We start from the raw sequence: 21,765 nt of genomic DNA on the forward strand, positions 1-21,765 counted from the left end.
TGAAAACCTAAGAACGCTGTTCCTCAATGTCGACGAGGCTCTCCGACACATTGAGCACGAAGCCCTTGCCGTACACATTGGACAGGCAGACGCCCGGAACAAGCTGCACGTACTTGCGCAAGCGTGTGAGGTAAACGTCCAGCGAACGCGAATGGTAATCGTCCATGCGGCCCCATACCTGCTCCACCAGGAATTTCCGCTCCACCATCTTGCCCGCGTTGGAAAGCAGGATGTAGAGGATCCGGTTCTCCTTCGCAGTGAGCGTGATTGTGCGCCCCGTCATCTCCAGGAGCCGTTCCCGCACGTGCAGCGTGAAGGCCGGGAAGACCAGCGATCCGCTGGCGTGCACCTTGGGGCCTTGGGTGCGGTAGAGCACGGCGTTCACACGCAAGAGCAGCTCTTCGAACTGGAAGGGCTTGGTCAAATAGTCGTCGCAGCCGCTGCGGAAACCGGCCTCCTTGTCGGGCAAAGTGTTGCGGGCAGTGAGGAAGATGAAGGCAGCCAGGGGATCGATCCTCCGCACTTCGCGGGCCACTTGGAACCCATCCATCTTCGGCAGCATCACGTCCAGGATGCACAGGTCCGGTCGCACCGAGGTGAACCGCTCCAGGGCCTCCAGACCATCCGCGGCGTGGTGCACGACGAAACCCTCCTGCCGGAACCTGCTTTGCAGCAGTTCCGCCATGTGCGTTTCGTCCTCGACGATCAGTATGGTGCGCTCAGCCATGTTCCGTTTTTGGAAGAACGAGTTCCACCTCGGCACCGCCAAAGGTGCTTGCGTTCAACGTGATCGTACCGCCATGGGCCATCATCACCTTCCGGGCGAAGTACAGTCCGATGCCCGTGCCTTTCACTGAGCCTTCGTGGGCGTTGGTGCCGCGGAAGAACTTGGTGAACACCAGCTGTTCTTCGCTGGCGGGAATGCCGGGCCCGTTGTCCGCGACGGTGATCCGAAGACCGCTCGACGAGTCGCGGGTGCTGATGTGCACCTGTCGGGGCGCACGGCCGTAGCGGATCGCGTTGTCCAACAAGGAATGGAACACATTGGTAAGGTAGGTCGCATCCACCAGCACCCACGGATCGGCGGCCTCGAAGACGCAGGTCACCGCCACGGCATCCCGTTCCAGCGCAGGTCGGAGCGAGCGCAGGGTCGCTTGGAGCAGTTCATGCGCATCGTGAAGCTCCAATTCCAACGGCAGTGCCTCCTGGTCCAATAGGCTCACGGACATCACCTTCTTCACGTTGGCCTGCAGGCGTTCGTTCTCCTCGGCGATCACCTCCATCATGTGATGGTGCTGCGCATGCTGGTCAGGCCGCCGCAACGCTTCCAGGGCCAGTGAAATGTGGGTGATGGGCGTGTTGAACTCGTGGGTGATGTTGCTCACCAGGTCCATTTGCATCTGCGCCAACCGACGCTCCTGCGCCCACGCGCGTCGGCTCCGCCACAGGGTGAATACCAGCACAATGAACAGGGCCAGGAAGATCCAGAGGTAGGGAAGTGTTTCACGCAAGGCGGCAGCGGTTAGACCGGGCAGCTGCAACACCACCACCCAAGGCGCTACATCAGGTGGCACGATGGCCGACGACCGCACCGATGGGGCATCAGCGATCGGCCCGCGCTCTGGCGTTCGGAACAGGGTGTCCTTCGCAAGGGTGTCGATGATCAGCGCCACAAAGTCCGCATCCCCTGCTTGTGCAAAGGTCTCCCGCACCGATCGGGTGAAACGCGCATGGTCCACCAATTCCATCCGCCGCCCGTTCACTTCGGCACAGAGCAGCCCGCGGTCGGCGAACACGCCTCCGGATCCGATGCCGCCTGTATCGCTCGGGCTCGCCTCCATGGGCAGCAGGAAGTTGAGGCGCACGTGCATCCGCAAGACCGCTGGGACCTCAACAGGAAATCGGCTGCGCTGCAGCATGGTATCCGGACCGGCGGTGTGTACCCGATACTGCGCAATGGTATCGCCGATGGGTCCCGCGCTGCTCGGTGGCGCGATCAAGTAGAACTCGGAACCGCCGGGTAGGGCGCGCTCGGCGAAGAGTTCCACGCAGCGCGCATCGTCCCGCACTTGTGCTGCAATGCTGTCCAATCGCTCCTGTGCATGACCGATGAGGTCGGCGCTTTCACGGCGCAGAACGGTCCCCCAAGCGAGCAAGCCAGCAAGGAACAAGGCGCCCAATGCCATGGCCATCCCCACGTCCGAACGCTCCATCCACTTCATCCTTTCAAGGATACATGACGGTTAACCAGGAATGCCGGGTGTCTATCCGGTTCAGGGTTCTGTCAAGGAAGTTCCACGGGCCTTCTGGATCCGCGACTGGTCCAAGACGCATGGTACCCCGCCACTCCCCGCGTGGCCGTAGCGAGCGATCCAGGCGTCACGGAACGTAAGGGATCCCTCCCTCCAAGACAGCGGACGACCGGATGACACCACCTTCACCACAGGAGCCGCGCCATACTTCTACTTTAGGCATCACCCAGCACATCGCCCTCCATCTATCCCGCTAATGAACCCCTCCTTCTTGCAACAGATCCTCGGCAGCATCAGCGCCGGTATCGCCAGCATCCTCTTCTTCGTGCGCCTGCTGCCGTTCCTGGCGGAATGGATCAACAAGGAGACGAGCAGCGATCGATGGGCGGCACCCGCGGTGAACATCCTGGCGTCCATCTGGGGGCTGATGATGATCGCGCTGCTGTGCATGACGGCCAGCGGCGGTTTCGACTGGATCAAACTGGGCCGTGGGAAGCTCTACATGCTTGCCGTAGTCGCCGCGTTCGCGCTGGCATGCGCCTCCTACCTGTTCGTCGGCCTGTACCTGCGGCCGGGTTTCACGCCGCGCGGCCTCTACAGCCCGTTCCTCTACCTCATCTTGTTCTCAACGGTGCTGCTGGTAGTGGTGAGTTTGAACCAGAAGCTCGTGCCTGGAGTGTCCGTGCAGTGGATGCTTCGCCCATGGGCGTGGTTCACCGCCATCAGCCTCGTGGGCAGCCTGATCTTCGCTGGCAACTGGATCATCAACAACGGCGGTCGCGGTCTGGCCGACGTCGCCACGCGGATCATCGTCCACTTGCCAGCCACCAAAGAAGAACTCGCCGAGATCGAACGGCTCGATCCAAAGAATGATCTCGAAAAACTGGTCAGGCGGGCGAGCCGTGATGAGAAACCGGCCGTGTGCGCGGCGGCTACAGCGCGACTGCGCGCTGATCCGGATTTTCTGGGGATCATGGCTGCCATGCTGGATTCCGGTTATGCGGAACCTGCACTGCAGTTCGTGCGCGATGCTGAGCTGACGCCCGCCGAGAAAGCCCGCTTTGCTCGACCCGCGCTCAACGCCCTCGGGCGCTGGGTGAACAGTGCACCCGCACCCAACTACACGACGTCGGAGCACTTGAAGCGGACACGGCGGTGGGGCGATGAGATGTTCCGCGTCCTCCCCGGAAAATTCGCTGGCACCGGTGTGGACTTCACGGAGCTGGAGGGGTGGTACAAGGAGAAGATGGCAACAGAATAGTGGTTCCTACGTTCGGACCGATGACGATCCCCGATCCCTTCCGCCAGCAGCTCGCGGAGTTCCCTGCGCCGTTGCGCGAACTGGTTGAAGCCGAGATCAAGGCTGGCAACAGCATCGCAGCCATCGAGAACGGCTTTCCCGCTGCGCCCTGCGGTGCTTCTGTGAAGCTGGCGAAGGCGGTACAGGATGAACGCCGCAGATCGATGGGGGAGGTGAGGTTCTACGCGCGGAACAACTCTTCTTACGCCGGAGAATTCACTACCGAACAACGGCACTTCTTCGTGCTCGAACCGCCGTTGCCGCCCGAACCACCGCCGGACATGGACGCCATCCGCCGCTCGCTCGAACCGAAGCCGGATGCGTTGGCGCAGCTCGCCCAGCGGGAAGCGCGCTCGGGTCCGGAGCTCGTCCGATCAATGCTTCAAGAGCGCGTTGCGACGGAGAACACACGACCCAGCTCCACGCCGAAAGGCGCGCTGACTTCCGTGGAGACCGCCACCAGCGCGAAGCGCCTACTGCACTTCCGCGACCACCGTCCACCGCATGCGATCCAGTTCGCGCTGGAACGGGACCTCATGACCCTCTTCGCAACCTCCATGCAGAACGAGCGCTTGGTCATGACCGCCAGCGCCAACGTGGTCGGCGCGCGCTATCACTTCGAACTGCGCTTTGAGGCGGCGATGCCGGAGGGCAATTGCTACTCCCTGAGCGTGGAGACCTCATGGGCCGATGCGGCCACCACGCACCACGACTACTACCGCAAGACTTCGGACAGCTGGTTCAGTCATTGGACACGCGATCTCCAGCCCGCCGATCCACCCGCTGCTGCTGAAGGTTCATCTGACCGCTACGAGAAGATCTGCGCCGCATCATTGAACGCCGAAGCGCATCTCGATTCCGTTCCCGCACTGCAACAAGCGATCGTGGCAGGCATGAAGCGCGGCGCGCGGTTCTCCACCTCGCACAAAGAGGGCGGCACGAACATCGGTTGGGATGGACAGCGTTTCGTGCGCTCCGACTACGGCGACTATCCGGATCACATCACCTACGCGAATGAGGCGCACTTCATGGACGCGCTGCGGAAGTTCTACGACTGGGAGACCTCGCAGAACGTGTATCCGGAGAAGGACTCGGAGCTCGTGGCGTGGAGGCTCATGCTGCGCTTGCTGCGGACTTAGGGTGGCGACTGGGGGCGCTCGCTATCATCAAGCCGAGGGTATCTCCTCCACCAACACTGCGTTCCCGACCTTGTCGAAATACGTGCACGTCATTGCACCGGTATCCACCACCCAGCGCTGCACGCCTGCAGCGCGGGCTTCGTCGCAGATGGTCGGATAGTCCGACAAACCTTGCTGATGATGCTTGATGCGGGCGATGAAGTGCTCGCGGTCCACGCGGTCGGCGATGGGGTGTTCGGCATGGCCGGGCGGGGAACTGAGGAGCTGGTCGGCGCCTTCGTAGTCCGTATGGCCATCGGTGAGCCAAGTGGTGTAGCGGCGCACACCGAGCTGGATGAAGGTCTGCACAAGGGCGGGGAAATCGGCGCCGCTCTTCACGTGGCTGCGTGCTTCGGAAAGTTGCTCAAGGGTGAACATGGTCGTTTGGTTTGTGGCAGCAAAGCAGCGCCAGCACCCGGTCCTTCTCCTTGTAAAAAGTCGGCTATTGGGCAGAAAGTACATTCCATGGCTCACGACCTCGTTGATCCGCACATGATGGCAGTCTGGTTACTCGCTCTCGGGTGGCGCGTGCGGTGGATGTCCACGGCCAGCGCGGCCACTCCCGGCTCGGGGAGCCCGTGCTGCGGGCCATGCGCGAGCCGGGTTGTGGCTTTGGCCGTGGGCGCCTTTTGGCTCCACCTTTTGGCGAAGCAAAAGGTGGAAGTGTGGTTGCCTGATCGATCTCGGCTTCGCGGTTCACAGGCGCAAAGAGCCCTATTCCTCTGCTTGTTCGAAGAAGCGCTGCGGTGCCTCACCGGTGAACGCACGGAAGGTCTTGATGAAATGCGCCTGGTCGTAGAAGCCGGCCTCCAGCGCGGTGTCGAGCAAGGCCGTGCCGGGCACATGCGCTTGCAGCACTGCGCGCATTCGCACAATACCCGCGTACTGCTTGGCCGTGGCACCCACCGCTTTGCGGAAGCGCCGCTCCAAGGGACTGCGGCTGGTGTGCAATTGCTCGGCCAGCTGTTCGATACGGATGCTTCCCTTGCTCCGGTGTATGAGCGCCAGCGCGCCCACCACCAGCGCATCGGGCTTCGCTGGCCGCAGGCGTTCAATTAGGAAGGCCTCCACCACCGAAACCCGGCCCGCATCGGTGGCGGCTTCTTCCAAGCGTTCTTCCAACAACACCAGCTCGGACCGCAGCATGAACTGCTCCAGCGAAAGGCTCTGGCCGAAGAGTTCGTTAAGGGGCTCGGGGAAGAAGGCCGTAGCACCCGCCTCGCGGAAGAACACGAGCACGGTGCCGGTGCCAGCCTCGCTCTGGAAGGTGACGGCCGAGCCTTGCATACCGGTGACGCCGGACCGATGCAGCTTGCGCGAACCATACGGCTCCATTCGCTTTACCGCACCGCTGAACTGGAAGCCCATGACCAGTCCCGTGCCGGGCAGCACCGTATATGGCGCATTGCTGGTGGACCGCACTACGGCGTAGCGTTCCACGAATGGCCGCAAGGCTTGGCAGGGCAGCGCGATGGGAGGTGAGGGCTGTGCCATGCACGAAGATGGGAAGGACAGAAGATCCTGCGAGCGGGAAACGCCGAAGAACGTGTATCCCGAAAAGGTCTCCGACCTCGTGGCGTGGAAGCTCATTCTCCGGTTGCTACGGACGTAGTGTGGTTGCCTTACGTTCCTTTCTTGGAACGCAGATCGGCCGCCAACTGCTTCATGGCCTTGGTATCCACCGTGTCGTACTCGCTCTTGTCGTAGATGCTGAGCAGGTACACTTCGGCATCCTCGGTCACCACATAGGTGATCACACGGGCGCCCCCGCTCTTTCCTTTGCCCTTGCTGGTGATGGCCAGACGGACCTTGTATAAGCCGTGACCAAGACCGGTGCCCGAGTTTGGCTGAAGCTCCAGCTCCTTCTCCAGTTTCAACAAGTCCTTTGCAAGTAAGCGGTGCCGCTTAAGCAACGGCCGCAACTCTTTCTCGAACTCCGGCGTGGGGATGACCCTATGCTTCACGCAGCACGTCCTTCAAGGTCCGCTTCTTCAATTTTCCTGAGCGCATCCGTGCTACTTGTGTGAGCGCATTGCTCAGCGAGGAGCGGAGTTTCAATAGCTGCTCATAATGTCTCAGCTTATCCAACAGGTCATTCCAGTCCTCCACAGGGACCTGAACGGCCTGCACGTTGCCATCGGCATCGTTCACATAGCGCATCGGGACTTTCATGCTCCCAAAAATAAGGGCTCAATTGGCGAATTGCCTGCACGCTTCCAGGTCCGCCGCCTCGAGCATCGGGTACTGCTTCAACACTTCAGCTTCGGGCGTACCGGCCATCAGGAAATCCAGCACGGTCTGCGCGGTGATCCACATGCCCCGGATAACGGGCTTGCCGTTGCAGATCCGGTCATCGACGGTGATCCGCTTGAGCAGTTCTGGATCTGCGTTCATGATCCAAAGTTAGGCGATACGTGTCCGGTTCACCGAACGCGCGATAGCTTCACGCCGCATGAAATTCTGGGCCGGCGTCACCGACAACGAATGGTTCCCCTTCCTCGCTGCGCGCGGCTTGGACGAGGTGAACTTCTGGCGGCCATCGCCGGGGCCGTACTTCACGGGCTTGCCTGCGGGCACGCCCTTCCTGTTCAAGTTCTAGGGTACCTCGAAGCACCTGCTCATGGCGGCATCGGCGTAAGACGCCGACCCTTGCGGGCGCATGTCTCTCGTCCGATCATCCTGCGTTGCTACTCGGTCAGCTACCGCCAGGTAGCTGCCTTTTGTATCGCCTTGTCTGATCGAACGATAGCCACGCGTGCCATCCATTCGAAGTACTCCGAGGCACCCTGGGCGCCGAACAACCACATCGCGGGTGGCGGCTTCTTCGTGCAGTATTCATCGCTGCCGCTGGAGATGGCGTGGGATGCGTTCGGGGAGAAGCACGGTATGCCCGACCCCGGCTCGTCGGCCGGGGCAGGCTAACCGCGACTTCGACCGGAAGATCCGCGAATACCGGAAGCTGCCGCGATCATACTTGAACTTGTAGTGCGCGGGTCTCTTACTTTTGGTGAACCATGCCAGTCTCGGTCAAACAGAACAAGAAGGAAACGGTGATCACCGTTTCCGGCACCTTGGATCCGGTCCAGTTGGACCAGACCATCCGCTACCTGCGTTATCTGTCCCTCACGCGCGATTTCAAGAAAGTGTCGCAGGCCGATGCCGACAAACTCGCCGATGAGATCAACGAGGCGGCTTACCGGAAACGCCAACGACGCCTGGCTTCGTGAAGTTCATCGTCGATGCGAACATCGTCATCAGCACGCTGCTCAAGTCGGATGGAGCGGTTGCAGATGTGCTGTTGAGGACCAAGCCCGCCCCGGAGTTCTTCGTGCCCGAGTTCATCCGTGTTGAGACATCGCTCCATCGTGCGAAAGTCGCGCGGCTGACAGGAGCACCACTGGAGTTGCTTGCCGAAGTGGAAGAGGTGCTGCTGTCGCGCATGACCAGCGTGCAACCGGACAGCATAGACGGTGTGCAATGGGAACGCGCAAATGAGCTGGTCGCGGGCATCGACCCGAAGGACGACCACTATGTTGCCCTAGCACTGCACCTCAAGTGCCCGCTCTGGACAGGCGACAAGAAGCTCATCAAAGGGCTTCGTGCGAAGGGATTCAAGCAGGTGCTCTCTACGGAGGAAGTGAGGGCGATGCTGAAGAAGAAGTAGCCGCGCCTTTCCACAACCTGAGGACCTTGAGCATCAGCATTGCCCTGGGCGGCGACCCTGGGGAAGCCACCGAGCGCGGGGTACCACGGCCAACCTCGTTCCGGCGGCATCGACCCGACTGTGCCTTCGCGAAGCCGCTCTTCGCCTTCGCGTAGCCGCTTCGGCGGAGCGAGGTCGGTGAAGCAAGGCGCGTCGGGACGACCCTGCGGGCGAGCGTCCTCGTTCGGCCATCCGGCTCCCGCTGTGGCGGGATGAAACAGTTGCTCCTCGATCGGAGACTTCGCTCCAGTATCCTCACTCGTCGCGCCTTGGCTGGCCGAAAGATCACCGCTCGTGCCAGCCGTTCGAGGTTGGCCGAGGCACCCTTGGAGCGCACCCAATGGGCGAAGGATGCCGACCTGCCCGCCCTGGCCGCTGAGCACCGACCCCGGTCCACGAACCGGGGCTGGCCGAGGAGATGGCCGACATTGCAGGCCGCAGGACTGTCACGTCGAGCGGAGCCGAGACGTACCTCGCACACGACCTCCGCGTGGACCTCGAAACCGCCGTGCGCCAGAAGCTGGTGACCAACGCCGCCAAGTACCCCGTGGAAAAGGCGAAGGGCGTGGCGACGAAGTATGATCGGTTGTAGGCGATGAGGCTACCTCACTTCTTCAACCACACATCTTTCACCTTCTTGAAGTGATTGATGCGCTTGTCGATCTTCAGGATCTCCTTGGGATAGAACTCCAACATGATGTCGCAGAAGTCCAACATCCATTGCTTACGCGGATTGCCGGGGACCACTTGGATCTTGTTCGAGTTGGCGATCTGTATCTGGCCCCATCCCAAAGCGCCAACCGTCAGGCAGTCCCACGACAAGAATTCGATGGGAACGAAGTGAACATTCTTCACTTCCACTTTGGTGCCGACCACATCGTAGGCGATGGACAGCACCACGAAGTAGTTGTTGTCCGCTTCGTAAAAGCGCGCCAAACGCTCTACGGAGGTCAGGTTGGGCATGTTGAAGTGCGTGTCCAACCGGTGGGTCTTTACATCCACGACACAATAGTTCCCAGCGCTGTCCTCGAACGCCAGATCGGCCATGGCGCGACGAGCAAAGTCGGCGGTGTACTTGCCACCGTGCTTTCCGATGATGGATTGGAAGTGCTCACCGAGGACGCCTTGAATGGCATCGCCAACAGCGCGTGTGCTGCTCGAACTTGCTTTGCTGATGAAGTCCGGCTGGCTGTTCAGGAAGCGTTTGATCTCGGCTTCAACAGACTTGAAGTCCTCGGTGTGAAAGAGCGGACTCGTGCTCATCCTTCCTGCTCTTGCGTGGCGAACAACTCGAGGTCCTCCGTTTGCAAGGGCTTGGCCTTCGCGGCAGCCTTGGTCTGTTGCGGCCCAGAGTTGCGCTCCCAGAAAACACCATCCGTGTACCCTTGAATACTCGGATCGCCGTTGGCCATGTCGAGTCGTTTCAGGGCGAGGCAAGCGTAGGTCTCATCGATCTCGATACCCACGAACCGCCGACCGAGCTTCTTGGCGACAACGGCCGTGGTACCACTTCCGAGGAAAGGGTCGAAGACCACATCGCCGGGGCGCGAGCTGGCGAGGATCGCTTTGGCTACGAGCTTCTCCGGCTTCTGCGTCGGGTGGTCCGTGTTCTCGGGCATGCTCCAGAACGGCACGGTGAGGTCCGTCCACAAATTGCTCGGGTGCGTTAGGCGGAACGAACCCTGATCGCTGCGTTCCCAATCCTTGGGTGCGCCACTTTCGTCGGTGTAGGGTGCCACCACCTTGCGTTTCAGCTTCACGGCCTCCGCACCGAAGTGGTAGTCCTTGCCCACGGTGCAGAACCAGATGTCCTCGCTGCTGTTCTTCCAATTGCTCAGCGCGCCGCGACCCTTCTCGCGCTCCCACGTGATGCGGTTGCGCACCACGAAGTACTTCTCTGCCACGCGCTGAATGGCCGAACTGCTCTTCCAATCGCCGCAGATGTACACCGAGGCGTTGGGCTTCAACAGGCGTACACACTTGTTTACCCAAGCATCTAGCCAATCGGCGTACTGGGCATCGTTCATTTCCTTGAATCGTTCCTCGCCGAACACCTTGTCCATGTTGTAGGGCGGATCAACAAAGAGCAGGTCCACGAAGGCGTCGGGGAGGAGGTCGAGGGTAGAGAAGATGTCGGCGTGGATCACTTGATCCAGCACCGCATCCGAGGTCAGTTGGCTTGATGGCCGTAGCAAGCCTGCGCTGTACGCGGAGCGTTCTACTTCACCGAGTTCGATGGTGCGATTGCGCCCGGCGCGCGGTTTCTCCAATGGCATGTGACGAAGGTAGTAGCGAGTTGGGTGATGTACCCGGCTGCCCAAACTAGGCCACGCACGTGGAGCGCGGGGTGCCGATGCGCCCCACTTCGGCGAAGGTGCGGTCCAGGTCGAACCAATGGAAGGCCTGCGCGGCGCGGAGAAAAGTCCGGATCAAGCTTCGGCACGCGTGGCGCGCTTTGCGCGCGATAGCTTCACCTTTCTCATCCCGGCGACACGCTTTGCCGGTGCCGCTTGGATGTACGCGGACACCAACAAGCTTTCGGCTTCGCTCATCGCTCGACCCGTGCCGATGAAGCCGATATCGTCCAGGTCGATGGTCTTCTTCTTGCCAACGCGTTCGCGCGCCAGTTCAGCCAACTGATCATCCAGTTTGGACTTGGGCCTCGATCGTTCTTCATGGTCGACCAACTTCTCCAACAAGGCGATCCAGTGCTCGATCGGGATCAGTACGGCGACCACCTTGCCATGTGCCTCGGATACGAAAAGCGGTCGCAACTTCTCGATGCTGAAGCCGGCCTTCGGTGAACGCTGGGTGGGCATGGTCCGAAGGTATTGAGCAAACCTCGAGGACAACAACATCTGCGGACCGGTCCGACTATCTTTGGTTCACCATGGACATCCAAGCCATCAAGCTCGAACTGGTACAGCAACTGGTCTCCACCAACGATGCCACCGTGCTTGCCAAGGTGAAGAGATTGCTTGATCCGTTGCGCACGAAAGCACCCGGCAGCAAGGATGAACATGAAGAGGAGCTCATTACAGCTTCCACCATCTTCGGGCAAGCTGCATACGGTGAAGATGAGCCCGACATCAGTGGCCTGGTGCTGAAAGAGCCTGAGCCACTACCGGTGCTACAAGCACGGCTGAAACGCATGATCGACGAGCAGCAGGATGTGCGCGTGCTGGATCGCATGCTTGGCGTACTCCAGGATGGCAGCAATGAGGCGCGTTGGAAAGAGGTGCTCGCCGCTCGCGCACTGCGCTCCGAAGCTGACTTCGCAGCAGGGCGCGTGTTCACACAGGATCAAGTGGAAGCGCATTTCAAGGCCAAGCGCGCGCAGTGAGAGTCGCTTGGTCCGCATGGGCACTCCAACTGTTGGACGAGATCCACGAATGGTATCGCGAGCAGGCATCGGCGGCGGTAGCCGACCGCATCGTTGAGGACATCCTTGCCGTCACGCGCTTGTTGGAGCAATTCCCACATGGTGGGCAAGTAGAGCCTTGGCTGGAAGATCAAGACCTTGGTCATCGGCGCGTGGTGGTCCGGAACTACAAGGTGGTGTACCGGGTCCTAGAGGATGAGGTGCGCATAGTGGACGTCTTCGATAGCAGGCAGGATCCGCAGAAGATGAAGGTTTGAACGTGCACGACCTACCGCTCGCCGAGATCCCCAAACTGGACAGCCTGGCCATCCGCTCACCCATGCACCCGCCAGGCGATGGCCCGCGTGGTATAGCGCATGTCCACCGGCCCATAGGGACTTGTGGCATCCAACAGCGCCTCTAACGCTTGCAGGAAAGCAGGGATGTCGGCCACCCCATGTTTTACATAAGAGCTGCTCAGCGCCAGGTTGCGCACACGGGCGCGGTCCATGGGCACGGTGTGCATGAACGCACGTAGTTCCGCATGCGGCGCTCGCTCACGGATGGCGCTGATCGTCCTGCCCGCGCGCTCGTTCACGTCGTACTGTGTGGACCAGGTGCGCAGCAAGGTCTCATAGCCTTGCATGAAAGGCGTGTCCTCCAGGCGCACGTTCCAGAAGGCCACGCATGCGGAGCGCGGGGTGCCGATGCGCTCCACTTCGGCGAAGGTGCGGTCCAGGTCGAACCAATGGAAGGCCTGCGCGGCGATGATCAGATCGGCGCACGCATCGGGTAGGCCGGTATGCTCGCTCGACCCCACATGATAGTCCTGCGCACCCTCCGCACGTGCCGTGGCCAACATGTCCGCGTTGGGGTCGATGCCGATCACCGGGTGGCCGGTGCTTGCGAAAAGGCGCGTGGAGATGCCTGTGCCGCAGCCCAGGTCCACGATCAAGCCGGGGGCCGGAGCCTGTGCCAAGCACCAACGCACCAGTTCCTGTGGATAGGTGGGCCGCGCCTGCCCGTAGATAGTGGCCAGGCCGGTGAAGCGTTCGGTGGATCGCATGGTGGATCGCGGGCTGAGGCGAAGCTACGCGCGCGACTAGCGCACAGGCGCCAGCCTGCCGTAGACCGGTGGACCTTGAAACCGCCGTGCGCCGGAAGCTGGTGACCAACGCCGCTAAGTCCCCGTGGAAAAGGCGAAGGGCGTGGCGACGAAGTAAGAAGGCGATATCGATTTGGTCGGATGTTGTTGGGCGTGCCCCCTTCGCAAAGCCTCGGGGTCCGGCTTTCCGCTGTACTCTAGACTTGCCCGCCTCGAAGATGGAGATCTTCGGGGAGCGAACGATCACTGAAGGAAACTGAGCAGGATCGCGGGTGAACCATTCCGCTGCATAGGCGCAAGGGCCTAAAGGACTTATTGGCACCCGTGATCCACTCGGGTCTGAGGCTCGGATAGAATTCCAGGCGTAGTGGCCTAGTAGAGTTGTCGAGCACAGGGCCCATTGCTCAGTCCCTCCAGCGATCACTTGTCTAACCCAAAGGTACACGGACATGAGACACTGGATCGGCATTGATGTGAGCAAGGCGACCTTGGATGTGGCCTTGCTGGACGAACAAGGCAAGGTCACCGCCGAAGAGAAGGTGGCCAACACGGAGAAGGGACTACGCAGCATGTGGAAGCGCTGGACCAAGATGTACGGGCTGAAGAAGGACCAATGCCTGGTGTGCCTGGAGCCCACCGGCCATTACTCGCATCTTCCGCTGGAGACACTCGTGCGGTTGGAGGTTCCCACCTGGCTTGCGCACCCCACGGACATCATCAAGAGCATCGGCACCACGCGTGGCAAGAACGACCGCATCGATGCACTTCGGATCGCGGATTACGCACGCCGCTTCCACGACAAGGCCAGGCTTGTAACCGCCGATCACCTGCGCACCAACAAGCTCAAGCAACTGCTCGCCCGGCGTGAGAATCTGGTGCGTCGCAAGACCATGCACCACACCCAGATCCGCAACCTGGACCATTGCGTGGACCAGTCGTTGCGCGCGGCCTTCACACGCATCGACAAGGCGCAGATCACCGCGCTCCAAGCAGATCGAGACCATGATCAAAGAGGTGATCGCGGCTGAGCCAGAGCACCAGCGCATCTACGATCTGCTCTTGTCCATCGATGGCGTTGGCCCCGTGTTGGCAGCGCATCTGCTGGCACTCACCGAGGGCTTCCTGCGCTTCAAGACCGCGCGCGAGCTGGCCTGCCACGCCGGGGTGGCACCCTTCGAGTACAGCTCCGGCTCCAGCATCCGAGGCAAAACGCGCGTCTCCAAACAAGCGCAGCCCACTTTGAAGTACCTGCTGCACATGGCGGCTGTGGGATGCACGGCACGCAAAGGCGAATTGCAGGACTACTGGAAGCGCAAGGTGGCCGAAGGCAAGCACAAGATGAGCGTGCTCAACGCCATCCGCAACAAGCTCATCCACCGCATCTGCGCCGTGATCGAACGGGGTACGCCATTCGTGCGCAGAACGGAACCGGCCGCTGCGTAGACTTGTGCGTCGGGCCGAAACGGAAGCAGGCTCTGCTGAGGAGCAACCTGCCAGGGATAGGTCCGATGTACGACAGGCATAACATGGGTCGAGGGCATCAAAAGCTCTTGACCCATGCCTGGAGTTCCTCATGCCTGAAAAAAAACCTGCCCATTGGCTTGCTCAGGTCATAGAATAACTCCTCGCACGGATTACCGTGCTGCGGGGTGCCGCTTCAATCCGTCACGCGCTGACGCACAACCGATGATCCAGCCAAGGGAATGATCTCTACTTCGCCGCGAACCGTGCGCTCAAGAACTCTGCTGACGCTTGCGGCGAACCGCTGAGGAACAAATGATGCTTTGGTTCATCCGCGAACCAAACGAAGGTGTCAACGGCTTGCACGTCCATGTGAGCGACATAGTCCTTGCGCGATGCGAAAACCGACACATAGACCCTAGGGTATAACGCCGTGTTCGACCACTCCTTGAGTTCAGCAAGGCGTGAGCTATCGATAGGACCGATGTCGATGAAAAACAGTGCGCTGTGTGCTGTTGAGTAGACGACCGTGTCCGGCAGCCTGACCTGAGCCTCGGTGGGTAAGCCAAAGCGTGCCAGTTCTGCACTCGAAAGAACCTCCGCAACGGGAACCTGTTGTGGAAGGATCCCATTTCGTAGCGCCACTACCAAGACTTCTCGCGTTGATGTTCTGCTCATAGCCGATCACTTCTTCGGCTTCAACTTCTTCGTGCCCTTCAACACCTGCTTCTGCTCACTGGCCAAGCGGCGCCTAACCTTCTCCACGTCTTCGGCAGCGGGAAGTTCCTCGGGCTTCACGCCGCGTTTGATGAGCATGCTGCGCACCTCCCAATTGTTGTCGATATGCTCGCGAGTGATTGCGCGGTCGCCTTTCAGGTCCTTCTCCTGCACGTTGTGGCTAGTGAGTTCGGCGGCGAAGTCCTTGGCCTTGATGGTGAGCGTGGGCAGGAAGTCGGCCAAGGGCCGGTTCTCCGGCACGCCAAGACGTTGCTTCATCGCGTTGGTGCCATGCCCGCCGAAGAGAGCGCGGTCGCCTTCGTGGCGGATGTTGCCGAAGCTGCGCTCATCCACGCCCCGCTCGAAGATGAGGCCGGAGAGCTTGCGCTCCGTCTGCTTGAGCTTCTCGCGGGCAACGATGCGGTCGGCCTCTTGCAACCGCAGTTCGATCACCTCCTGCTTGCGTGTCTGCACGGCGAAGTAGGTCTGCGCGAATGCGATCTCCGCCTTGCCCGGGTCGCCGTTCTGGGCGATCAGGTAGCAGGCGTAACGGGTGAGGGCGAAGTCGTCGATCGGGCGCTGGGCACCGCTGCCCAGATCGACCATTTTGGTGATGCCAACGAAATGGTCGTCGACAGACTCCCCGGCGTTGCCACAGGCCTCGCGCGCCTTCTCCAGGGCGTTCAGGAAATTGCGCCAGTCCGCGTAACCGAAAATGGCTTGCAGGTCGCGTGCGCTCCAGCACTCCACTCCGTCAATGGTGCCGCTGGCCGCCTCGAAGCGCTGCCATAGTTCGTTGATGAGTTCCTTCTTCATGGTCCAAGTCTGCGCGATCGACCGGCACAAGCCCGATCGCTTGTTTTCCCGTCGATCGCGCAAGCCCAATATAGTGCGGCAACGATCCACGACCACGGCACAGGAAAGCGCCGCCAATGACAACTGCGCGATGCACTGCTGGCCTTACTCAAGGACCCATGCCTTCGACAAGCCGAGAGCGCCATCCGCTCACCCATGCACCCGCCATGCGATGGCCCGCGTGGTGTAGCGCATCTCCACCGGCCCGTGGGGGCTTGTGGCATCCAACAGCGCATCCAACGCGTGGAGGAAAGCCGGGATGTCGGGCACACCGTGTTTCACGTAAGAGCTGCTCAGCGCCAGGTTGCGCACACGCTCGCGGTCCATGGGCACGGAGTGGAGGAACTCCCGAAGTTCCGCATGCGGTGCTCGCTCACGGATGGCGTTGATCGTCCGGCCTGCGCGCTCGTTCACCTCGTACTGTGTGGACCACGTGCGCAATAAGGTCTCATAGCCCTGCATGAAAGGCGTGTCCTCCACGCGCACGTTCCAGAAGGCGACGCAAACGGAGCGCGGGGTGCCGATGCGCTCCACTTCGGCGAAGGTGCGATCCAGGTGGAACCAATGGAAGGCCTGCGCGGCGATGATCAGGTCGGCGCACGCATCGGGCAGGCCGGTGTGCTCGCTGGTGCCCACGCGATAGTCCTGCGCACCCTCCGCGCGTGCCGTGGCCAACATGTCCGCGTTGGGGTCGATGCCGATCACAGGGTGGCCGGTGGGTGCGAAAAGGCGCGTGGAGATGCCTGTGCCGCAGCCCAGGTCCACGATCAAGTTGGAAGCCAACTCAAAATGATCCTTCGGGCTGCACCGGCGCCTCTTTCGGCCATCCGGCGTTGCTCAACCCTTACAGAGCGTCCAGCTATGCGCGGGTTTCGCGCCTTGGCTGGCCGAAAGATCCATCCGGTTCGCTTCCAAAAACCATTTTGAGATGGCTTCTGGGGCCGGGGCCTGTTCCAAGCACCAACGCACCAGTTCCTGTGGATAGGTGGGCCGCGCCTGCCCGTAGACGTTGGCCAGGCCCGTAAAGCGTTCGGTGGATCGCATGGTGGATCGCGGGCTGAGGCGAAACTACGTGTGCGACTAGCGCACAGGCGGCTGCCTCACTTGCCGAACGTGCCATCGTACTTGCAGATGGCGATAGGGGGATGTCACACTGAGCTCCTCGAAGTGTGGGCGTGCCCCTCGCAGAGCCTCGGGTCGCGCTTTCCGCTGCAACTCTAGACTTGCCCGCCTCGAAGATGGAGATCTTCGGGGAGCGAACGATCACTGAAGGAAACTGAGCAGGATCGCGGGTGAACCATTCCGCTGCATAGGCGCAAGGGCCTAAAGGACTTATTGGCACCCGTGATCCACTCGGGTCTGAGGCTCGGATAGAATTCCAGGCGTAGTGGCCTAGTAGAGTTGTCGAGCACAGGGCCCATTGCTCAGTCCCTCCAGCGATCACTTGTCTAACCCAAAGGTACACGGACATGAGACACTGGATCGGCATTGATGTGAGCAAGGCGACCTTGGATGTGGCCTTGCTGGACGAACAAGGCAAGGTCACCGCCGAAGAGAAGGTGGCCAACACGGAGAAGGGACTACGCAGCATGTGGAAGCGCTGGACCAAGATGTACGGGCTGAAGAAGGACCAATGCCTGGTGTGCCTGGAGCCCACCGGCCATTACTCGCATCTTCCGCTGGAGACACTCGTGCGGTTGGAGGTTCCCACCTGGCTTGCGCACCCCACGGACATCATCAAGAGCATCGGCACCACGCGTGGCAAGAACGACCGCATCGATGCACTTCGGATCGCGGATTACGCACGCCGCTTCCACGACAAGGCCAGGCTTGTAACCGCCGATCACCTGCGCACCAACAAGCTCAAGCAACTGCTCGCCCGGCGTGAGAATCTGGTGCGTCGCAAGACCATGCACCACACCCAGATCCGCAACCTGGACCATTGCGTGGACCAGTCGTTGCGCGCGGCCTTCACACGCATCGACAAGGCGCAGATCACCGCGCTCGACAAGTCGATCGGCAGATCGAGACCATGATCAAAGAGGTGATCGCGGCTGAGCCAGAGCACCAGCGCATCTACGATCTGCTCTTGTCCATCGATGGCGTTGGCCCCGTGTTGGCAGCGCATCTGCTGGCACTCACCGAGGGCTTCCTGCGCTTCAAGACCGCGCGCGAGCTGGCCTGCCACGCCGGGGTGGCACCCTTCGAGTACAGCTCCGGCTCCAGCATCCGAGGCAAAACGCGCGTCTCCAAACAAGCGCAGCCCACTTTGAAGTACCTGCTGCACATGGCGGCTGTGGGATGCACGGCACGCAAAGGCGAATTGCAGGACTACTGGAAGCGCAAGGTGGCCGAAGGCAAGCACAAGATGAGCGTGCTCAACGCCATCCGCAACAAGCTCATCCACCGCATCTGCGCCGTGATCGAACGGGGTACGCCATTCGTGCGCAGAACGGAACCGGCCGCTGCGTAGACTTGTGCGTCGGGCCGAAACGGAAGCAGGCTCTGCTGAGGAGCAACCTGCCAGGGATAGGTCCGATGTACGACAGGCATAACATGGGTCGAGGGCATCAAAAGCTCTTGACCCATGCCTGGAGTTCCTCATGCCTGAAAAAAAACCTGCCCATTGGCTTGCTCAGGTCATAGAATAAGTCCTCGCTCGTTCCTCGCTCCGGGCTTTCCGCTTCAATCGCTCACGCGAAGTGCTGGGATGACCGGTCCCATGGCTCATAATTCCAAGGCGCAAGGCAACCGGTGTTGGAGTGGGCTCGTCAACTCTTCAACCACGAGGTGGTGCGTGGTTGCTCTGGCGGAGGTTGTATCGGTGACGGGCTGGACTTCAGTCAGGGTTACTCTACAGCTGGTCACACTTGGACTCATGGACAAGAACAGTTGGGCTGGTGCACTGCTCGGAGTTGCGGCTGCGGCCGTTGGAGCAGTGGCGGACGTCGCGGCAACTGCCTGCGATGCTTCGAGGGATTCTTCGAGCGAATGTGACACAGCACGTGAATTGAGCCGTGCGAGTGCCGCGGACGACGTGGTCAGTCGCAAAGACGACTGAACCAAACTCTTACACACGAAGGCCCGACCAAGGTGGTGGTCGGGCCTTTGTGTTTCAGGAAGTGATATTGGCCGGCCAGCATGTTCTAAAGCGCCGCTGAAAGCTCTCCGGTTGGCGGTGCGCAAATTCTGATGGTGAAGCGATTTATCCTGATAGGCGCCTAGTCCGTTTTCGTCGGCTTATCGTAGGCCGTTCAGCGAAATGTACGCACTTGTACGCAGGGTGCGTTATCTTCGACCCCCGTGAACAAGACAGAGCAGCGGGACCTCGAAGGGCTAGCCTTCATCAAGAAGTCGATACGACTGAACGGTATTTCGCCTTCCCTCCGTGAAATCATGCGGGAGGTAGGGTACAACTCCTCTCGGTCTGCCCGCCTTCTCATTGAAAGGTTGGTCGACAGCGGTCTCATTGGCTACGAGAATGGGAAGATACTTCTGGTTCGCGAGGCAGCTGATTTTGGGGAGAACACCGTCGCTGTTCCGTTGGTTGGATCTGTAGCCTGCGGCGCCCCGTTGCTTGCGGAGCAACAAGTAGAAGCTGAGATCCGGATATCGACCGAGATCGCAAGACCCGGGGCCAAGCACTTCCTGCTGCGCGCCGTCGGTGATTCGATGGATGATGCAGGTATCGACGACGGTGACCTCGTTCTTGTGCGCCAACAGGCGACGGCGAAGCCTGGGGACATGATCGTAGCGCTCGTGGACGATGAGGCGACAATCAAGTTCTTCCATCCGCAAGGGCAAGTCGTTGTTCTCCGCCCGAAATCGCGAAACTCCAAGTGGAAGCCAATCATCGTATCGGCCAATCTGCGCATCCAAGGCGTCTTCGTGGCTGTGATCCCTGACGTCCTTTCCTACCCTGATGAACACCCATAACTACAATGTCATGAGCAAGTCAACACGGAACTCTGGCAAGATCTGGACCCACACCGAAGTGAAACAGCTTGAGAAGCTGGCGTCTCAGAACACACCGACGCGCGTGATCGGGCTGAAGCTCGGCCGCACACCTAGTGCAGTGTACACCAAGGCCTCAGAGGAGAGCATCGCGCTGAAGCCGACGAACCAGTCGCCATACAACCGGGGAAAGAAGTAGGTTATACTCCCAGACACAAAATGGCTGTACCCCATGGTTGATTTTCGTCACTACCACATAGCACCTCTTATCCTGGTTGTTCTGGGAATTTCTGCCGCATTGGGCAAATTGTCCGATGTTCTCCAGGACCATGGTCTGGAGCACCACGGCTGGGTCGGTGGTGTTTCGGTTGTGAGTTTAACAGCTGGCTTTTTGAAGGTGTACGACCAGTGGCTTTGGAGGCTTCCAGTGCTCCGATTGCTTGTCCGAGTGCCGTGTATAGCCGGCAACTATCGTGGTCAGATTGAGTATGTCTATGAAGAAGTGCCCCAAGTCAAGCGCATTGAGGCGGAGATAACCCAGACTGCCTCGCATGTCCATGTCTGCTGCAAGTTCTTTTCAACTGACACAGAAGGAACCGAGACAACCAAGTCGCGTTCAATCCATGCTGACTTGTTCGACCGTTCAGGTCACTGGCAGTTGTGCATGCTCTATGAGAATGAGGGCGAGCGCGTCCGTGGAAGCACCGCAGCACATGACGGATTCGCAGTGTTGGATGTTCTGGAGGGCGGAAAGGCCTTAGACGGGCACTATTTCACAGGGCGCAAAACTCGTGGTAGCATGGTTTTGAAACGCCGATGATTCATCACAGGACGGCTAAAGCGAGATAGACAATGGCATCTACGGACAGGGAGTTTCGGAAGTTCAACACTTCAATTCGGCTTAGCGATTCGTCGCGCGCCAATCTCCGTGAATCGCGCAATGCAGTGCGCAATACGATTCTAAACCAGTTCAAGACCAACGGCATTCCCGTGATGCCCGAGTTCAAGGCTCAGGGCTCCTTCGTGATGGACACCATCGTGAACCCCATCGATAGTGACTATGACTTGGACCTTGGTGTCTATTTCATTGGCGACCTTGCACCTCATGAACGTCCCAGTCCGCGTGACTTCCATGAGGCCGTTTTGCAAGCGGTGAAGGATCAGACGCACGAGGTATACGACAAGGATGCGTGTGTCCGTGTACGCTATGTGGAGAAGTACCACATTGACCTGCCTATCTACTATCGCAGCTACACACATCCTGAGCTTGCACACAAAAAGGATGGCTGGATATGGAGCGATCCTTTGGAGTTCATCGCTTGGTTCGAGAAGATGGCGGATTCTGGGTTCCGTATTGACTACCTCTTGAACGAAGCGCTTCGACCCGATTTTGAGAGATGGAAGGAGGACGTCCGGAAGAAGGACGTTCAGTTGCGACATATCGTGAGGTTTCTGAAGGCTTGGGCGGAGTATCAAGGGAAAGAGGAGATGCCGGGCGGGATTTGCTTGACAATCTTGGCGGCTGAGAGCTATGTGCGCGACATCAACGACGATGTGTCCTTCCATCGCACTGTCGAGCGCATACATGCCAAACTCCTTCACAAGTACCAGTGTCTGCGACCCACCACACCAGTAGGTGAAGATTTGTTCGCGAAATGCACTGTTGCTCAGCGCGATTACTTCATGACCCGACTACAAGCGCTAGTTGAGGACGGTCGCATCGCTCTAAGGGCAGATTCAAGTGGTGAGGCTTGCGGCATCTGGCAGAGGCACTTTGGGGGGCGATTCCAATGTACTCCCCCCGAAAAGGTCAAGGTTGAGGTGGCACCATTGGCCGCAAGCATAGGATCTTCAGCAAGGCCCTATTGTCAGTGAGTTT

The 21,765-nt window shown here is 60.0% G+C and carries 32 protein-coding genes; 17 read left to right on the top strand and 15 right to left on the bottom strand.

Going from position 1 to position 21,765, the window contains the following annotated elements; genetic code table 11:
* Positions 1-7: 7 nt before the first annotated feature.
* Positions 8-727 (bottom strand): response regulator transcription factor, encoded by a 720-nt coding sequence (locus IPJ76_14900; GenBank protein ID QQR85877.1) that lies wholly within the window; start codon positions 725-727, stop codon positions 8-10.
* On the bottom strand, positions 720-2,222 hold the full coding sequence (locus tag IPJ76_14905; GenBank protein ID QQR85878.1) for a HAMP domain-containing histidine kinase: 1,503 nt from the start codon (positions 2,220-2,222) through the stop codon (positions 720-722). The genes IPJ76_14900 and IPJ76_14905 overlap by 8 nt, the downstream gene beginning before the upstream one ends.
* 286 nt (positions 2,223-2,508) lie before the next feature.
* Here IPJ76_14905 and IPJ76_14910 point away from each other — a divergent pair, with 286 nt between their 5' ends.
* Both IPJ76_14910 and IPJ76_14915 read left to right on the top strand, forming a co-directional pair.
* The gene (locus IPJ76_14910) at positions 2,509-3,513 is read left to right on the top strand and encodes a hypothetical protein (GenBank protein ID QQR85879.1); all 1,005 of its coding nucleotides are present in this window, start codon (positions 2,509-2,511) and stop codon (positions 3,511-3,513) included.
* 20 nt (positions 3,514-3,533) lie between these two features.
* Positions 3,534-4,691, top strand: a complete 1,158-nt coding sequence (locus tag IPJ76_14915) for a hypothetical protein (GenBank protein QQR85880.1) — start codon at positions 3,534-3,536, stop codon at positions 4,689-4,691.
* Positions 4,692-4,718: 27 nt separating this feature from the next.
* On the opposite strand, the gene IPJ76_14920 is transcribed toward IPJ76_14915, so the two are convergent.
* The 5 genes from IPJ76_14920 to IPJ76_14940 all read right to left on the bottom strand — a co-directional run bounded on the left by IPJ76_14920 (position 4,719) and on the right by IPJ76_14940 (position 7,124).
* Complete coding sequence (locus tag IPJ76_14920; protein QQR85881.1) at positions 4,719-5,108, bottom strand: DUF1398 family protein; 390 nt, start codon at positions 5,106-5,108, stop codon at positions 4,719-4,721.
* 336 nt (positions 5,109-5,444) lie between these two features.
* The gene (locus IPJ76_14925; protein ID QQR85882.1) at positions 5,445-6,224 is read right to left on the bottom strand and encodes a helix-turn-helix transcriptional regulator; all 780 of its coding nucleotides are present in this window, start codon (positions 6,222-6,224) and stop codon (positions 5,445-5,447) included.
* 128 nt (positions 6,225-6,352) lie between these two features.
* Complete coding sequence (locus tag IPJ76_14930) at positions 6,353-6,694, bottom strand: type II toxin-antitoxin system RelE/ParE family toxin (protein ID QQR85883.1); 342 nt, start codon at positions 6,692-6,694, stop codon at positions 6,353-6,355.
* A complete protein-coding gene (locus tag IPJ76_14935; protein QQR85884.1) occupies positions 6,684-6,902 on the bottom strand; it encodes a hypothetical protein in 219 nt (72 codons plus the stop codon). The genes IPJ76_14930 and IPJ76_14935 overlap by 11 nt, the downstream gene beginning before the upstream one ends.
* 18 nt (positions 6,903-6,920) lie before the next feature.
* Positions 6,921-7,124 (bottom strand): DUF433 domain-containing protein, encoded by a 204-nt coding sequence (locus IPJ76_14940; GenBank protein QQR85885.1) that lies wholly within the window; start codon positions 7,122-7,124, stop codon positions 6,921-6,923.
* A gap of 58 nt (positions 7,125-7,182) precedes the next feature.
* Here IPJ76_14940 and IPJ76_14945 point away from each other — a divergent pair, with 58 nt between their 5' ends.
* The 5 genes from IPJ76_14945 (at position 7,183) to IPJ76_14965 (ending at position 9,025) form a co-directional block, all read left to right on the top strand.
* A complete protein-coding gene (locus tag IPJ76_14945) occupies positions 7,183-7,329 on the top strand; it encodes a hypothetical protein (GenBank protein ID QQR85886.1) in 147 nt (48 codons plus the stop codon).
* A gap of 131 nt (positions 7,330-7,460) precedes the next feature.
* Entirely contained in the window at positions 7,461-7,652 is a 192-nt protein-coding gene (locus tag IPJ76_14950; protein ID QQR85887.1) for a hypothetical protein, read from the top strand.
* Between the two features lie 92 nt (positions 7,653-7,744).
* On the top strand, positions 7,745-7,957 hold the full coding sequence (locus tag IPJ76_14955) for a hypothetical protein (protein ID QQR85888.1): 213 nt from the start codon (positions 7,745-7,747) through the stop codon (positions 7,955-7,957).
* Positions 7,954-8,394, top strand: coding sequence for a PIN domain-containing protein (locus IPJ76_14960; protein QQR85889.1), 441 nt, complete (start codon positions 7,954-7,956; stop codon positions 8,392-8,394). Before IPJ76_14955 ends, IPJ76_14960 begins: the two co-directional genes overlap by 4 nt.
* A gap of 457 nt (positions 8,395-8,851) precedes the next feature.
* Positions 8,852-9,025 (top strand): hypothetical protein, encoded by a 174-nt coding sequence (locus IPJ76_14965; protein ID QQR85890.1) that lies wholly within the window; start codon positions 8,852-8,854, stop codon positions 9,023-9,025.
* A gap of 14 nt (positions 9,026-9,039) precedes the next feature.
* On the opposite strand, the gene IPJ76_14970 is transcribed toward IPJ76_14965, so the two are convergent.
* The 3 genes from IPJ76_14970 to IPJ76_14980 all read right to left on the bottom strand — a co-directional run bounded on the left by IPJ76_14970 (position 9,040) and on the right by IPJ76_14980 (position 11,252).
* On the bottom strand, positions 9,040-9,696 hold the full coding sequence (locus IPJ76_14970) for a hypothetical protein (GenBank protein QQR85891.1): 657 nt from the start codon (positions 9,694-9,696) through the stop codon (positions 9,040-9,042).
* Complete coding sequence (locus IPJ76_14975; protein QQR85892.1) at positions 9,693-10,709, bottom strand: site-specific DNA-methyltransferase; 1,017 nt, start codon at positions 10,707-10,709, stop codon at positions 9,693-9,695. Before IPJ76_14975 ends, IPJ76_14970 begins: the two co-directional genes overlap by 4 nt.
* A gap of 153 nt (positions 10,710-10,862) precedes the next feature.
* The gene (locus tag IPJ76_14980) at positions 10,863-11,252 is read right to left on the bottom strand and encodes a hypothetical protein (GenBank protein ID QQR85893.1); all 390 of its coding nucleotides are present in this window, start codon (positions 11,250-11,252) and stop codon (positions 10,863-10,865) included.
* 71 nt (positions 11,253-11,323) lie between these two features.
* On the opposite strand from IPJ76_14980, the gene IPJ76_14985 reads away from it, so the two are divergent.
* Both IPJ76_14985 and IPJ76_14990 read left to right on the top strand, forming a co-directional pair.
* Positions 11,324-11,776, top strand: a complete 453-nt coding sequence (locus IPJ76_14985) for a hypothetical protein (protein ID QQR85894.1) — start codon at positions 11,324-11,326, stop codon at positions 11,774-11,776.
* Complete coding sequence (locus tag IPJ76_14990) at positions 11,773-12,072, top strand: type II toxin-antitoxin system RelE/ParE family toxin (protein ID QQR85895.1); 300 nt, start codon at positions 11,773-11,775, stop codon at positions 12,070-12,072. Before IPJ76_14985 ends, IPJ76_14990 begins: the two co-directional genes overlap by 4 nt.
* 56 nt (positions 12,073-12,128) lie before the next feature.
* On the opposite strand, the gene IPJ76_14995 is transcribed toward IPJ76_14990, so the two are convergent.
* Complete coding sequence (locus IPJ76_14995) at positions 12,129-12,860, bottom strand: class I SAM-dependent methyltransferase (GenBank protein QQR85896.1); 732 nt, start codon at positions 12,858-12,860, stop codon at positions 12,129-12,131.
* A 488-nt stretch (positions 12,861-13,348) separates the two neighbouring features.
* On the opposite strand from IPJ76_14995, the gene IPJ76_15000 reads away from it, so the two are divergent.
* Both IPJ76_15000 and IPJ76_15005 read left to right on the top strand, forming a co-directional pair.
* Positions 13,349-13,927: a transposase gene (locus IPJ76_15000; protein ID QQR85897.1), complete on the top strand. Its 579-nt coding sequence runs from the start codon at positions 13,349-13,351 to the stop codon at positions 13,925-13,927.
* On the top strand, positions 13,902-14,342 hold the full coding sequence (locus tag IPJ76_15005; protein QQR85898.1) for an IS110 family transposase: 441 nt from the start codon (positions 13,902-13,904) through the stop codon (positions 14,340-14,342). Before IPJ76_15000 ends, IPJ76_15005 begins: the two co-directional genes overlap by 26 nt.
* A gap of 267 nt (positions 14,343-14,609) precedes the next feature.
* Here the strand turns inward: IPJ76_15005 and IPJ76_15010 are convergent, their stop codons facing one another.
* The 4 genes from IPJ76_15010 to IPJ76_15025 all read right to left on the bottom strand — a co-directional run bounded on the left by IPJ76_15010 (position 14,610) and on the right by IPJ76_15025 (position 16,976).
* Positions 14,610-15,038: a hypothetical protein gene (locus IPJ76_15010; protein QQR85899.1), complete on the bottom strand. Its 429-nt coding sequence runs from the start codon at positions 15,036-15,038 to the stop codon at positions 14,610-14,612.
* A 6-nt stretch (positions 15,039-15,044) separates the two neighbouring features.
* Entirely contained in the window at positions 15,045-15,893 is an 849-nt protein-coding gene (gene dinD / locus IPJ76_15015; GenBank protein QQR85900.1) for a DNA damage-inducible protein D, read from the bottom strand.
* A gap of 189 nt (positions 15,894-16,082) precedes the next feature.
* On the bottom strand, positions 16,083-16,715 hold the full coding sequence (locus IPJ76_15020) for a class I SAM-dependent methyltransferase (GenBank protein ID QQR85901.1): 633 nt from the start codon (positions 16,713-16,715) through the stop codon (positions 16,083-16,085).
* A 54-nt stretch (positions 16,716-16,769) separates the two neighbouring features.
* Positions 16,770-16,976, bottom strand: coding sequence for a hypothetical protein (locus IPJ76_15025; protein QQR85902.1), 207 nt, complete (start codon positions 16,974-16,976; stop codon positions 16,770-16,772).
* Positions 16,977-17,401: 425 nt separating this feature from the next.
* On the opposite strand from IPJ76_15025, the gene IPJ76_15030 reads away from it, so the two are divergent.
* From IPJ76_15030 to IPJ76_15055, 6 genes are all read left to right on the top strand, one after another.
* A complete protein-coding gene (locus tag IPJ76_15030) occupies positions 17,402-17,968 on the top strand; it encodes a transposase (protein QQR85903.1) in 567 nt (188 codons plus the stop codon).
* Positions 17,965-18,405 carry an IS110 family transposase gene (locus tag IPJ76_15035; protein ID QQR85904.1) on the top strand — a complete coding sequence of 147 codons (441 nt, stop codon included), beginning with the start codon at positions 17,965-17,967 and terminating at the stop codon, positions 18,403-18,405. Before IPJ76_15030 ends, IPJ76_15035 begins: the two co-directional genes overlap by 4 nt.
* An 830-nt stretch (positions 18,406-19,235) precedes the next feature.
* Positions 19,236-19,868, top strand: a complete 633-nt coding sequence (gene lexA, locus IPJ76_15040) for a repressor LexA (protein ID QQR85905.1) — start codon at positions 19,236-19,238, stop codon at positions 19,866-19,868.
* 10 nt (positions 19,869-19,878) lie between these two features.
* Entirely contained in the window at positions 19,879-20,085 is a 207-nt protein-coding gene (locus IPJ76_15045; GenBank protein QQR85906.1) for a hypothetical protein, read from the top strand.
* Between the two features lie 33 nt (positions 20,086-20,118).
* On the top strand, positions 20,119-20,706 hold the full coding sequence (locus IPJ76_15050) for a hypothetical protein (protein ID QQR85907.1): 588 nt from the start codon (positions 20,119-20,121) through the stop codon (positions 20,704-20,706).
* A gap of 32 nt (positions 20,707-20,738) precedes the next feature.
* Entirely contained in the window at positions 20,739-21,761 is a 1,023-nt protein-coding gene (locus IPJ76_15055) for a hypothetical protein (protein ID QQR85908.1), read from the top strand.
* The last annotated feature ends 4 nt before the right edge of the window (positions 21,762-21,765 follow it).

The sequence above is a fragment of the Flavobacteriales bacterium genome, from assembly GCA_016699575.1.
GTDB lineage: Bacteria > Bacteroidota > Bacteroidia > Flavobacteriales_F > PHOS-HE28 > PHOS-HE28.

Excerpts from the sequence above, each read along its gene's own strand:
- IPJ76_14900 (QQR85877.1), bottom strand. The coding sequence starts at position 727 with ATGGCTGAGCGCACCATACTGATCGTCGAGGACGAAACGCACATGGCG.
- IPJ76_14905 (QQR85878.1), bottom strand. The coding sequence starts at position 2,222 with ATGAAGTGGATGGAGCGTTCGGACGTGGGGATGGCCATGGCATTGGGC.
- IPJ76_14910 (QQR85879.1), top strand. The coding sequence starts at position 2,509 with ATGAACCCCTCCTTCTTGCAACAGATCCTCGGCAGCATCAGCGCCGGT.
- IPJ76_14915 (QQR85880.1), top strand. The coding sequence starts at position 3,534 with ATGACGATCCCCGATCCCTTCCGCCAGCAGCTCGCGGAGTTCCCTGCG.
- IPJ76_14920 (QQR85881.1), bottom strand. The coding sequence starts at position 5,108 with ATGTTCACCCTTGAGCAACTTTCCGAAGCACGCAGCCACGTGAAGAGC.
- IPJ76_14925 (QQR85882.1), bottom strand. The coding sequence starts at position 6,224 with ATGGCACAGCCCTCACCTCCCATCGCGCTGCCCTGCCAAGCCTTGCGG.
- IPJ76_14935 (QQR85884.1), bottom strand. The coding sequence starts at position 6,902 with ATGAAAGTCCCGATGCGCTATGTGAACGATGCCGATGGCAACGTGCAG.
- IPJ76_14940 (QQR85885.1), bottom strand. The coding sequence starts at position 7,124 with ATGAACGCAGATCCAGAACTGCTCAAGCGGATCACCGTCGATGACCGG.
- IPJ76_14945 (QQR85886.1), top strand. The coding sequence starts at position 7,183 with ATGAAATTCTGGGCCGGCGTCACCGACAACGAATGGTTCCCCTTCCTC.
- IPJ76_14955 (QQR85888.1), top strand. The coding sequence starts at position 7,745 with ATGCCAGTCTCGGTCAAACAGAACAAGAAGGAAACGGTGATCACCGTT.
- IPJ76_14965 (QQR85890.1), top strand. The coding sequence starts at position 8,852 with ATGGCCGACATTGCAGGCCGCAGGACTGTCACGTCGAGCGGAGCCGAG.
- IPJ76_14970 (QQR85891.1), bottom strand. The coding sequence starts at position 9,696 with ATGAGCACGAGTCCGCTCTTTCACACCGAGGACTTCAAGTCTGTTGAA.
- IPJ76_14975 (QQR85892.1), bottom strand. The coding sequence starts at position 10,709 with ATGCCATTGGAGAAACCGCGCGCCGGGCGCAATCGCACCATCGAACTC.
- IPJ76_14980 (QQR85893.1), bottom strand. The coding sequence starts at position 11,252 with ATGCCCACCCAGCGTTCACCGAAGGCCGGCTTCAGCATCGAGAAGTTG.
- IPJ76_14985 (QQR85894.1), top strand. The coding sequence starts at position 11,324 with ATGGACATCCAAGCCATCAAGCTCGAACTGGTACAGCAACTGGTCTCC.
- IPJ76_14995 (QQR85896.1), bottom strand. The coding sequence starts at position 12,860 with ATGCGATCCACCGAACGCTTCACCGGCCTGGCCACTATCTACGGGCAG.
- IPJ76_15000 (QQR85897.1), top strand. The coding sequence starts at position 13,349 with ATGAGACACTGGATCGGCATTGATGTGAGCAAGGCGACCTTGGATGTG.
- IPJ76_15005 (QQR85898.1), top strand. The coding sequence starts at position 13,902 with ATGATCAAAGAGGTGATCGCGGCTGAGCCAGAGCACCAGCGCATCTAC.
- IPJ76_15010 (QQR85899.1), bottom strand. The coding sequence starts at position 15,038 with ATGAGCAGAACATCAACGCGAGAAGTCTTGGTAGTGGCGCTACGAAAT.
- dinD (QQR85900.1), bottom strand. The coding sequence starts at position 15,893 with ATGAAGAAGGAACTCATCAACGAACTATGGCAGCGCTTCGAGGCGGCC.
- IPJ76_15025 (QQR85902.1), bottom strand. The coding sequence starts at position 16,976 with ATGCGATCCACCGAACGCTTTACGGGCCTGGCCAACGTCTACGGGCAG.
- IPJ76_15030 (QQR85903.1), top strand. The coding sequence starts at position 17,402 with ATGAGACACTGGATCGGCATTGATGTGAGCAAGGCGACCTTGGATGTG.
- IPJ76_15035 (QQR85904.1), top strand. The coding sequence starts at position 17,965 with ATGATCAAAGAGGTGATCGCGGCTGAGCCAGAGCACCAGCGCATCTAC.
- IPJ76_15045 (QQR85906.1), top strand. The coding sequence starts at position 19,879 with ATGAGCAAGTCAACACGGAACTCTGGCAAGATCTGGACCCACACCGAA.
- IPJ76_15050 (QQR85907.1), top strand. The coding sequence starts at position 20,119 with ATGGTTGATTTTCGTCACTACCACATAGCACCTCTTATCCTGGTTGTT.
- IPJ76_15055 (QQR85908.1), top strand. The coding sequence starts at position 20,739 with ATGGCATCTACGGACAGGGAGTTTCGGAAGTTCAACACTTCAATTCGG.